The organism is Nitrosomonas sp., assembly GCF_019752415.1.
Taxonomy (GTDB): Bacteria; Pseudomonadota; Gammaproteobacteria; order Burkholderiales; family Nitrosomonadaceae; genus Nitrosomonas.
On record NZ_JAIEME010000025.1, the window covers coordinates 94885 to 106550 of the forward strand.

8 protein-coding genes and 1 pseudogene are annotated in these 11666 nt (G+C 50.3%); all 9 read right to left on the reverse strand.

Going from position 1 to position 11666, the window contains the following annotated elements; genetic code table 11:
* Nucleotides 1–55 precede the first annotated feature (55 nt).
* Nucleotides 56–868: an EamA family transporter gene (locus K2P83_RS05145; protein WP_292926941.1), complete on the reverse strand. Its 813-nt coding sequence runs from the start codon at nt 866–868 to the stop codon at nt 56–58.
* A gap of 18 nt (nt 869–886) precedes the next feature.
* Entirely contained in the window at nt 887–3055 is a 2169-nt protein-coding gene (locus tag K2P83_RS05150) for an SEC-C metal-binding domain-containing protein (protein ID WP_292926943.1), read from the reverse strand.
* 427 nt (nt 3056–3482) lie between these two features.
* Entirely contained in the window at nt 3483–6623 is a 3141-nt protein-coding gene (locus K2P83_RS05155; RefSeq protein WP_292926945.1) for a CusA/CzcA family heavy metal efflux RND transporter, read from the reverse strand.
* A gap of 1 nt (nt 6624) precedes the next feature.
* A complete protein-coding gene (locus K2P83_RS05160) occupies nt 6625–8184 on the reverse strand; it encodes an efflux RND transporter periplasmic adaptor subunit (RefSeq protein ID WP_292926947.1) in 1560 nt (519 codons plus the stop codon).
* Between the two features lie 11 nt (nt 8185–8195).
* Nucleotides 8196–9572: a TolC family protein gene (locus tag K2P83_RS05165; protein ID WP_292926949.1), complete on the reverse strand. Its 1377-nt coding sequence runs from the start codon at nt 9570–9572 to the stop codon at nt 8196–8198.
* A gap of 150 nt (nt 9573–9722) precedes the next feature.
* The gene (locus K2P83_RS05170; RefSeq protein WP_292926951.1) at nt 9723–10097 is read right to left on the reverse strand and encodes a hypothetical protein; all 375 of its coding nucleotides are present in this window, start codon (nt 10095–10097) and stop codon (nt 9723–9725) included.
* Between the two features lie 79 nt (nt 10098–10176).
* Nucleotides 10177–10533, reverse strand: a complete 357-nt coding sequence (locus K2P83_RS05175; RefSeq protein ID WP_292926953.1) for a hypothetical protein — start codon at nt 10531–10533, stop codon at nt 10177–10179.
* 253 nt (nt 10534–10786) lie between these two features.
* A complete protein-coding gene (locus K2P83_RS05180; RefSeq protein WP_292926955.1) occupies nt 10787–11245 on the reverse strand; it encodes a transglycosylase SLT domain-containing protein in 459 nt (152 codons plus the stop codon).
* A 28-nt stretch (nt 11246–11273) separates the two neighbouring features.
* Nucleotides 11274–11666 (reverse strand): annotated as a pseudogene (locus K2P83_RS05185) (P-type conjugative transfer protein TrbL); the annotation flags it as partial.

Below are 11666 nucleotides of genomic sequence, written 5' to 3' on the forward strand. Positions count from 1 at the left end.
TAGTTGCGTGCGGCGAGGCGAGTTGCCAGCAAATTTATACAAAGACCTACAATAATTAAAGCAGCTGCACCGATTTTCCACGGATGGATGGGTCGTCCATCACCCATGCGGAACTCGCCAACCCGAACACTGGTACAAGCAGCGAGAATGACGCTACTGTCGCGGCCGGATAATGACTCAATAGCCAGTTCCATGTCGCAAAGCCCAACAGGGTAACCGGATACGCATTATAGCCAATGGCGGCGGCAGAGCGCCACGTGAGCCCGGATAAGCCTTCGAGATCCCAAAAGTTTTGTTCAAAGATGAACGACACCAGCAAGAGCGGAGGCCAAGCAACGAAACTTCCCCAAATGACCAGCGCCAGCATATCGATCTTGCCGAACCGTTTGGAAATCAGATTGCCCGCGCCCCACGAAGCCGCGGCTGCAATGATCAGGCCCATGCCCAGCGCCGAGATATCACCGCCCAGATTGGCGGCGACAAGCCCGATACCGGAAAATGAAATAATCGCCCCGGCGATCTGCCAAACAGATGGCTTTTCATGCAGAAACATGACTGCCAACAAGATGGTAAAGAACACCTGAATTTGCAACAGCAACGAAGCGAGACCAGCTGTTGTCCCGGCAGCCATGCCGAAAAATAGCAAAGTGAACTGCAATGCAAACATGACAAACCCGAAAACCGCCACTTGCCGGAATGCGATACTAGGCCGCCGGATGAAAAAGACCGCCGGAAACGCAGCAAAAAAGAAACGCAACGCGCACAGCAGAATCGGCGGCAGCTCGTCAAGCCCCGCTTTGATCATGACGAAATTGAATCCCCAAATCACCGCCACCACGATGGCCAGTGCAATATGATGCAGGTGCATTATTTTTTTGTATTTAATTCAGTTAAGACAGCATTTTTTGTATTTCCGCCCGCTACCGCATGGGCAAGGATCGTTCCGGCCAATCTTCTTCACTCGATTTCTTCCCTTCATCAGTACCTGAAGAGCCTGGTCGATGGGAACCGCCTCTCTCATATCTTTGGTTTTCTCATCCATTTTCTCATCTTGAGTCCACGGAAAGGCAAGGGAGACACCGAATCTCACGTCAGGGCCCGTTGAGGTCATGCAAAGACCAAACCACTTCGTGGCTTTCTCCCGGTATTTACGAAGCTTGCAGTAAGACTTCAGGCGAGGACTAGCCACTTTTGCTGGCTCATCGGTGCAGTGGAAGGTAATGCCTGTACCTTCCTTAAATCCGAACGTGGCATCATGCACCTTGCCATCAGCACGAGTCCAAGCAGCCAACCTGTCTACGGCACGACTCATTTCGGTCACAGCCTGCTCGCTCATTGCCAGGAGTAAAAAACCGAGATCAATCGTTGCTGGGTCTGGTCTGGCTTCAATTTCCTTCACCAATCGACCAATTGTCGTTTTTTTAGACCGAGTCAGAACACCATCGGGTGTGGCGGCTCCTTGCACCCCAGCTCGCCTCACCAATATCGCAATGTCTAATTCAGCCGAAAAATCATCAGATAAAAGCATCAGGTTAACGTCAGGCTGCACCCAGAGGTTTTTCTTCAAATGATAGCCAAGAATCGTTAATTCCTGCGATGCCATAAGTTGCTCAGCGTAGTTTGCCCGGCGGTTTACATAGCTAAGAAACTGTAGGGGAGACTGCAGCATCTCGGTCATGGCATCCAAAGCAAATACGTCCATAACCAACGGTGCTTGTACCAGATCGATGGATTCTGTCTTCAGGAATTGCCGTGCCTGAAAGCTCAAGGCTGGATAGTGATCACTAACGACACAGAAGATGTAAATCTCCTCGATGCCCTCCGTCAGTAGGATCTCGCGCTCGTCAGAAGCTACCAATCTATAACCCTTATCAAGCAAGCATTTGGCACACGCGGCACCTTGGTCGTAGGCAGCCTGTACCGCCTTCTTGAAGTCGTTGCGAATAACCTGGTCATTCCCTTTTCTCGACTCAAGCGTCAGGCGCTTTGATTTTGCCTGCACGATGATGGCCCGATTGCCCCAAACGACAAGCACGTCGACGTCAGAAACTTTCGTCGACTTGGTCTTGAAGACATCAACGTTCAAATGAACGCACTTATTCCCAAACACCAAGCCGAGACGCTCGGCAACAAAATTTTCAGTGAAGTCGCCACGATTCTTCGAGAGTGTTGGACGATACTCTTCATCTTGATACATCCAATGATGGGGCGATTCGTATATCGCTTCGGCAAGAGAGTAGGCTTGTAATGATAGAAACTCTCCACCTGGCATCCGCAATAGGGGCATAGCCGTGATGACATTGAAGTCATGGAGGGCATTGAACCCTTCATTGCGTTCTATAGATGACAATTCAAATGCCACGAGTACTCGCCTCACGATTTCGGTAGCAAGATTTGTCTTTACTGCAATTTCATCGGCTGTGAAGGCGAAAAGAGTAAGCATTGTCGATTCGTCCGGGTGCTGCTTTATCATGCGTTCACGAATTGCGCTAAAGTGATCGGCGTGGACTTCCTCGACTGCTTTCGCGACACGCGAAGCGTGGCCGATGTTAAAGCCTCGGTTTGCCTGGAGCCATTGCGCGTCAGCCGCGTACTTACGAACAGCTAGGTCCAAGTACTGAAAGTTGTACGCTGCTTCCCCGCTATAGAAAATCGGCTCCCGCAGCACTTCCCCGCATTCAAATGGGTTGAAACCACTCTCTACCGCTTCCTTGGTCAGGCCTGACCAGAATTCTCCGGACAGGCATTGGTGTAACTCCTCAAGGAGTTGCTCTGTCGCATCAATGTATTCCTGCACTGTTCTTGGTGAAGGTAGCATCCAGTCGATATTGGCTTTTATCATCAAGCCGAGCAAAGTATTGATCTCCGTTCGGATGAGCCGTGAGGAAGAGAACATCTTCCTTATATCGGTTTCCTTCATGTCATCCGCGTGGAGGATCACGTTGTCACGGAAACAGATGTGGGCTACTGCATGCACGTAGCCGGGTTGGCAACAAAGCACAGCTAGATCGGCAAAGACCTCTCGCTCTGCTCGCATGGTTTTCCTGTCAGTCATTGCTCATCCAAAGTTGTCTGCTTTTTAAGTTTTGCAGCTGTCGAAAATTGACCATTTTCCACTCGCCAAATTGGGGCGATTTCTTCCGACTACTAATGTCAGAAATCAACTGCTCGATTTGTCTGCGCGCAACCCGTTGAAGTGTAAAGATGCCTTGTTGTGGTCAAATAAACCCGGAGACTTTGTTAAGTCTTTTTCAAATTCTACCGGAGGCGGATTCGTATAATAAGTGTAATTTTCTGAATTAACCGGTCAGCTGTTACCACTTGACCATTTAACTCGCAAAAGGAATACCAAAGAGAAAGGCCAGATCTTACAACTGACATCCCATCCATCTGTGCTAACGCATAATCTTTGGTGGATGGCGCTACGCTTATCCACCCTACTGCTCTGGGTGCATTGCCGCATCAGTACCGCTGATTACCGGCTAATGCGCTGAAAGAGTTGTTTTCGCCGCACGCTGTATCGAAATTCCCTTCACCACCGCATACACCGCCGGGAAAATAATCAGTGTCAGGATCGTAGCCGAAACCATACCGCCCACCATCGGCGCCGCAATCCGGCGCATTATTTCAGAGCCGGTGCCAGTGCTGAGCATGACCGGCAGCAAGCCTACCACGCTGCCGACGATGGTCATCATCACCGGACGTATTCGATAGACCGCGCCTTGTACAACGGCCTCGTACAGATCCGTCAGCGTTACTTTTTCCGCCAGTGCTTTGCGCTGCCGGGAGATCGTACTGAGCGACTGGTCAATAAATACCAGCATGACCATGCCGGATTCCGCGGCAATGCCGATCAGCCCAATGAAGCCGACGACTGCGGCAATGCTCAGGTTGTATTCGAGCCAGTACATCAGCCAGATCCCGCCGACCAGCGAAAAAGGCACCGACAGCATGACGATCAGCGTTTCAGTCAAACGGCCGAAATTTAGATACACCAGCAAGAACACCATCAAAATGGTGAGCGGCACGACCAGTTTCAATTTCTCGGTAGCGCGTTGCATATATTCAAACTGCCCGCTCCAGGTCGCATAGTACCCCGGCGGGAATTGCACTTGATCGCGCACGGCTTGTTGCGCATCGGCAATATAACCGCCGATATCGCGGTCGCGGATGTCGACGAAGATGTAAGCAGACAGCAGCGCATTCTCCGTACGAATACTCGGCGGCCCCTGCACCAGCTTGACTTGCGCCAATTGACCCAGCGGAATCATCGTGCCGCCCATGGCGGGCACCAGCACTTGCGTGGCGATGGCTTGCGGATCGCTACGCAGTTCTCGCGGATAGCGGATCGCCACGTCAAAGCGCTCACGGCCCTCGACCGTGGTGGTAATCACTTGCCCGCCTAACGCAACCGAAATAACCTCGAGCAAATCACCGACCGCCAATCCGTAACGCGCCAACGCCAGACGATCCGGTTCGATATCCAGGTAATAGCCGCCGGTAATGCGCTCGGCATAGGCACTGGCGGTATCCGGCACTGTTTTCACCACGGCTTCGATCTTCCGGGCAATGGTTTCGATCTCATCCAGATTGCTGCCGAACACTTTGATGCCGACCGGTGTGCGGATGCCGGTCGCCAGCATGTCGGTACGGTTTTTGATCGGCATGGTCCAGGCGTTTGCGACACCGGGGATTTGCAACGCCTGATCGAGCTCGGCGATCAGTTTGTCGATCGTCATACCCGTGCGCCATTCGTTTTCCGGTTTCAGGTTGATGATGGTTTCGGTCATTTCCAATGGCGCTGGATCGGTAGCGGTATCGGCGCGCCCGGCTTTGCCGAAAACAGAGGCGACTTCTGGGAAAGTCATGATGATTTTATTTTGCGTTTGCATCGTTTCCGCCGCTTTAGTCACCGAAATGCCCGGTAACGTGACAGGCATATACAACAGCGTGCCTTCGTTCAATGTCGGCATGAATTCCGTGCCCAATCGCATCGCCGGATAAGCGGTGGCAACCAGTACGCCTAATGCGATTACCAGTATGGATTTTTTCCAGCGCATTACCCCGGCCACAATCGGCTGATACCATCGAATCATGAAACGGCCCAGCCGATTATCTTCCTCACGCGGGATACGACCGCGTATCAGCAACAGGATCAACACCGGAACCAGGGTGATGGACAGGAGCGCCGCACCGGCCATGGCAAACGTTTTGGTATACGCCAGCGGTTGAAACATACGCCCTTCCTGTGCTTCCAATGCAAATACCGGAAGAAACGATACGGTAATAATTAATAAGCTGAAAAATAAAGATGGTCCGACTTCCTTACAAGCGGCGATCACTGCATTCGTGCGCGACTCTCCCGGCCTGAGTCGCGCCAGATGTTTATGCGAATTTTCCACCATGACGATCGCGGCATCGGTCATTTCCGCGATTGCCAGCGCGATGCCGGCCAGACTCATAATATTGGAATTGATTCCGAGTTGCGCCATGGCGATGAAAGCAATCAGCACGCCAATTGGCAACATGATAATCGCCACCAGTGCACTGCGCACGTGCATCAGGAATACCACGCAAACCAGCGCCACGATGACGATTTGCTCGACAAATACTTCCTGGAGCGTCGTAATGGCACGATGAATCAGCTCGGAGCGATTGTAAATGGATTCAATCGAAACATCCTGCGGCAAGCCGGATTTGATTTCGTCAATTTTTGCTTCGAGCGCATGAATCACATCCAGCGCATTTTCACCATAGCGCGCCACCGCGATGCCGGAAACGGCTTCCCCCTCGCCATTCAGCTCCGTAATGCCGCGGCGTTCTCCGGGGATCAACTCCACCCGGGCGATATCCCGCAACAAGACCGGCTTGCCGATATGCGCCCTAACCACCAGATTTTCCAGATCACTAATGCCGCGCAGGTAACCCCGGCCACGCACCATATATTCCGTTTCCGCCAATTCAATGACGCGCCCGCCGACATCTCGATTGCTGGCGGCGATGACTTCGGTAATTCTTTTCAGTGGAATATCGTAGGCTTGCAGGCGGCGCGGATCGACCGTGATTTGATAGGTTTTAACAAATCCACCGACGCTGGCGACTTCCGATATTCCGTGCGTGGTGGTTAGTTGATAACGCAAGAACCAGTCCTGAATGGTGCGTAATTCATCCAGGGTGCGATCCTTAGCGGTGACAACATATTGATAAAGCCAGCCAACTCCGGTTGCATCCGGACCAAGCGCAGGCCGCACATCCCGAGGTAGTTGGTTTGCCGCAAAGTTCAAATATTCCAGTACCCGCGATCGCGCCCAGTAAATATCCGTGCCATCTTCAAAAATGACATAAATAAACGAAACCCCAAATGCAGACTGGCCACGCACAATTTTTGACCGGGGCACGGCGAGCATGGCCGTGGTGAGCGGATAGGTCACCTGATCCTCGACAACCTGCGGTGCCTGTCCGGGATATTCCGTATAAATGATGACTTGTACATCGGATAGATCGGGGATCGCGTCGACCGGCATCTTCCATACGGCGTATATTCCCCAGCCAATAATAAAGGCTGTGCTTAACAGCACCAGAAAAACATGCCGGATCGACCATTCAATAATGTACCTGAGCATGTCAGAGCCTCCCGTGGCTGTGCGCACCGTTGGCTGCTTCCATGCGCACTAACACAAATTCACCGGCTGATTCTTCCGCTATCTCAAAGCTAATTTGCTGACCCGGCTTGAGTGATTGGAGTAGAGCCGGTTCCAGAAAACGAAAATCCATTGTCATGGCAGGCCACTGAAGACTTTCAATCGGGCCATGCACAAGTGTGACCGTCGCATGGGCTAAATCAATGGCTTTGATCGTTCCCTCGCCGTGATAGGTCATGCGGGAAGCGCTGGCAATCTGTTCACTGGTGCTTGTTTCTTGATGGTTTTGTCCAAATCCACTTAATGCATTCTTGAAATTGCTTTCCGCATCGATCAGAAAATTCGCCTTGACCACCACGGCTTCTCCGGCTCGAAGCCCGCCCAGCACCTCGGCGTAGCCATCGGCATGCGTTCCGAGTTTCACTGTGCGCGGCTCAAAGCGGCCTGTACCAAGATCGATCAATACCACCCGGCGGGTACCGGTATCCAGTACTGCGGAATCAGGTACCGTTAACACTTTATTTTTGCTATGAAACGAAGCAAATTCGACGTGCGCATACATGGCTGGCTTTAGCAGACCATCGGAATTGGAGAGAATAATGCGTACGATGGCTGTGCGCGTTTCGGGCGTTACCGCCGGGTATATAAATGCCACTTCACCGCTGAAAACCTTATCAGGATAAGCATCTATTCGAACAGTAGCCAACTGACCCGGATGAATGAGGCCGAGATCCTGTTCGAACACATCGGCCAACATCCAAACACTCGACAAATCTGCGATTTGATAAAGCATTTCTCCCGGCATGAAACGTTGTCCCATGACCGCCTGCTTTTCCAGAACCACACCATCGACTTTCGCACGTAACGTCATGTACTGTTGCACTTCACCGGTTTGCTGCAGTCGCCGCAACTCAGCTTCTGCGATGTCCCAGTTACGCAGTTTTTGCAATGCGCCAGCAATTAGCCGTTGCATAGCAGCACGCACGTCCGCATTGCTGTCGGCAACGGATTGCAGTCCTCTTACCGCAATCAGGTATTCCTGTTGCGCGGTAATCAGCTCAGGGCTGTAGACATCCATCAAGGCCTCGCCTTTTCTTACTGTTTGCCCTGTAGTGTTCACATACAGCCGTTGAATCCAGCCTTCAAACTTGGTCGCCACGGTGTATTGTTTGCGTTCATCAATCTGAACCGTCGCTACCGCGCGCACAGTACGTATCAGCTCACGCAATTTTGCTGCTTCCGTGCGCACGCCCAGTTTCTGCACTTTTTCCGTGCTGATGGTCACGACATTTAGATCCGATGGCGGTTCATCGCCGTCATAAACCGGCAGATAATCCATTCCCATTGGATCTCTTTTCGGTACTGGAGAAGTATCCGGCAGGCCCATCGGGTTGCGATAGTACAAAATTTTCTTGGTTTTTTCCGGTTGGACTGTATCGCCATGAGCAGATTTTTGCGATTGCGTGCTGCCCCACCAATAACCAGCGGACATCAAGGCGGCCACTGTTAAGGCAAGCAACAATAATTTAACGATCGATTTCATGGGAGACTCCATCATCTGTGTTCATCATGCCGCTTGCCGACCAACAGCTCGATTTCCGCCAGCGCCTTGTGGTAACTTGCGATTGCGGTAACCAAGCTGGTTTCGTAATCGAACACGGTCATTTGGTTATCCAGTACAGTCAGAAAATCAACGCGATTCACCTTGTACGCTGACAATGACGATTCAACGGTCAGCCGCGCTTGCGGCAGGATGGTCGATTGATAAAGCTGCGCCGATTTGTAACTTTGCTCCGCAATGGCGAGCTGTTGCCGCGATGTGGCGGCGATCTCGTTGATTTGCGCCTGATGCAGGCTCATGGCCTGGTCGCGTAACGCCAATGCTTCCGAGACGCGCGGCTCCAGCTTGCTTTTGCGCCATACCGGCAGATTCATGGTCACGGTGAAACTGACCTCGTCGGCGCGCCCGGTGCCATCCAACCGGCTTTCGCGTTGTCCGTACATCAAGCGCGGCGTGAAGTCAGGGTAATAATCTTTTTGCGCCAGATCCAACACTTTGTCGCTGCGCGCGATCAAACTTTTCAACGCCAGCAAGCGCGGACGCTGGATCAAGGCGGCCTCATACAATGCTTCCAGTTTCAAAGCCGGTTCATGGTAAAGCTGTACCGACAGCGGCGTCGGTGCTTTACTACCCATGCCGCGCCCCAGCGCACGCAGCAGATTCGCTTCGAACATCGGCTGCTCACGCGCGAGGCCGATCAGGCGATCCATCATCCGCGATACTTGCGTCTGCGCTTTCAACACATCGGCCTGACTGCCTTGGCCGACTTGATAACGTTCTTCCGCAATGCGCAAAAAATGTTCGAGGGTTTGCTTATTCTTCTCGACCAGCTTGATCAGTTCGAGCGTGAGTCCGAGATCGAAATAGGCGGTTTTGAGGTCATGCACGATACGATTGATGGTTTCCTGATAGCCGTACTCGATCGCCTCTGCATCCTTGCTGGCTACCGCTTCGCGCAGATCGCGCTTGCCCGGGAAGGGTAATGTCTGCGCCAACCCGATCATCTTCATCGTCATGTCTTCGGTGCGAAACGGCGATGCGGCAATCGGCATATACAACACACCGATTTCAACTTGCGGATCGTCCAATGCACCTGCCGGCGCGACCCTTTGCTGCGCGGCTTGATGTTCCTGAGCCGCCGCCCGGATTTCTGGATTATTTTTCAGAGTTTCCGCGATCAAATCAGATAACAGCGGGGTGTTATGCACCAGAAGCGCGTCCTCGGTTGCTCTTTCAATTGACTTGGAAAAAATAATAGAACGAGATTCTTGTGCTTGAGCGGTTATCGCGGTGATTGTCCATATTAATGCGATCATACCTGCGCGAATCATCGGAGCCGATTGGATTTGAACAAAAAATATTAAATACATCAATGCCTCCAAGCCGTAATCAATGATACTGCCATGGCAGAAAACCTGCCGGCAGGTTATCGAATAGGGTTAGCGTGCATAGTTCGCCAATGCTACTTGGTGTACTGAGTCTCGCTTAATATCCCCTACTCGCGCTTGCCCGAGTAAGGATTAGGCGGTTAGAGGTGGGCGTTGCGGCTGTTCGGGTACAAATGAAATAAAACTGGGATGCAATGAAGTAATAGCGGAAGTGTCGTTGGTTAACATAGAGGCAGTGTAGCCAGACAGGATCGGCGTATTACTGTATGCGTTACAAGAGGTATCATCGCACGGCAGGCTTGATAACAAATGATCGGTTGTATTATCTGCTGTTTGCTTATGACAAGCTTCGTGATGATGGCTGTCGATAGTTATCGTTGATTTGTTATGATGACTGTTGATATTTTTTTCCTGCACACAAACTGATAAAACAGCCGCTGCTGTGGCCTGCAATGGCAGCCACAGCATAAAAAAAACCAATAACCATTTGTAATTGCGTCTTTTCATTTGTTTATTATAAACAATTTCAGGCTTATCGCTACATAAAGATTAAGTAGCCCAATCGTGCTGCTTCATCAATCGAATATTACTTAATCTCTGCAGCCATCTTGCGATGGGAATCGGCCATATCCGTATTTGCTTTCGCAGCTTGCTCGTATGCATTAATCAAGTTCCGGCAGTGTGCCTGCAAATCTAACGCTTGCCTGCCATAGTGAGAAGTATTTGACTCATATCCTTCAAGCATTTTCTTATGTTCTTGTGCTTTTGACAACATTTCTTTAGCAGCATCTTCATAATGTTTAACTAGTGCATTATGGTCAGTAGGACTTTTTGCGTCCTGAATAGCTTTAGTCATATCCATAGGGTGAGGATTCATTTGCGCACATGAAGCTAATAAACTTAATAAACCAAAAGCAATTAAAATTAAGATTCTGTTTTTCACAACATTTCTCCATAATAAAAATTAATATAGCCCAATAAAACCATAATGCTACTATAGTTATAGATTTTTGCACAACAAAAAGTAAGACAAAGTTGATGAATCATCTAATTTAGGTGGATTCAAGGATGAAATGGAATTTTATTATGAGCTTTTAAGATTTTGATGTCGTCCGCCGGACGCGTAAAGATCTCATATCATAAATACCTAATTTATAACCTCGAGCTTTAATTTGTGAATAACGCATAGAACTGACTTAATCCATATAAACGCCAGGTATTTTATTAGTTTCCGTGATAAGGCGATTTTCTAGCCAGTCCGCCCATTTAACAGCTTTGACAATCAAATCAGCCCGATACTTTGCATTATATTTTGGAGTACGTGAATGATAATTGGCCGCTTTTGTCCAAATATCGCCTTTATCATTCTTGATATGTAGCCGCACTCGCCATGCGGCCAGATCATAGGCATAACAACCCGGTTTTGCCACATGATCAGGCGTGATGCCATATTTGGATAAATCCTGAAGATATGAGGTATTAAATTGCATCGAACCAACATCGTGAGTCCCGTTACTGTTACTCACCCACTGACCCGGTTTACCACCCTCTTTTTCGGCTATCGCCAGTAAGATATTGGCTGGTATTTCATATTTGACGGCAGCAGTGATTGAACACACCACCCTTTCTTGCATATCCGGCGGCAAATCCATCATCAAGAGAATCGATTAAATACCTTATTCATTATTTACCTTCTCCTTGCGAAATATTGTTCATACCTGACGATTCCTGAGCCTGGCCTTTTTCAATGGCACTGCGCAAAGCATCCGTCCCCGCACTTCTTGCTGCTGTCAGCCGACCGGCTGCTAGTGTGCCACCATATGACGCAACGGCTGCCGCCGTACCTGCCGCTGCCATAAAACCACCGGCGCCATAACTGCCAATTCCGACAGTCGAACCTATGCTACTACCCGTTATAATACCAGCCAGCAACAGCGGCAACCTGGAAATCAACACAAAAAATGCAATCGTAAAAATCAGCATAACCGCCAGTTCTTCATAATTCAGAACGTTTTTACCCATTTTGGCGTAAAAACTAGATAACAGATCACTGCCAATACCGACGATCAGGAGCAT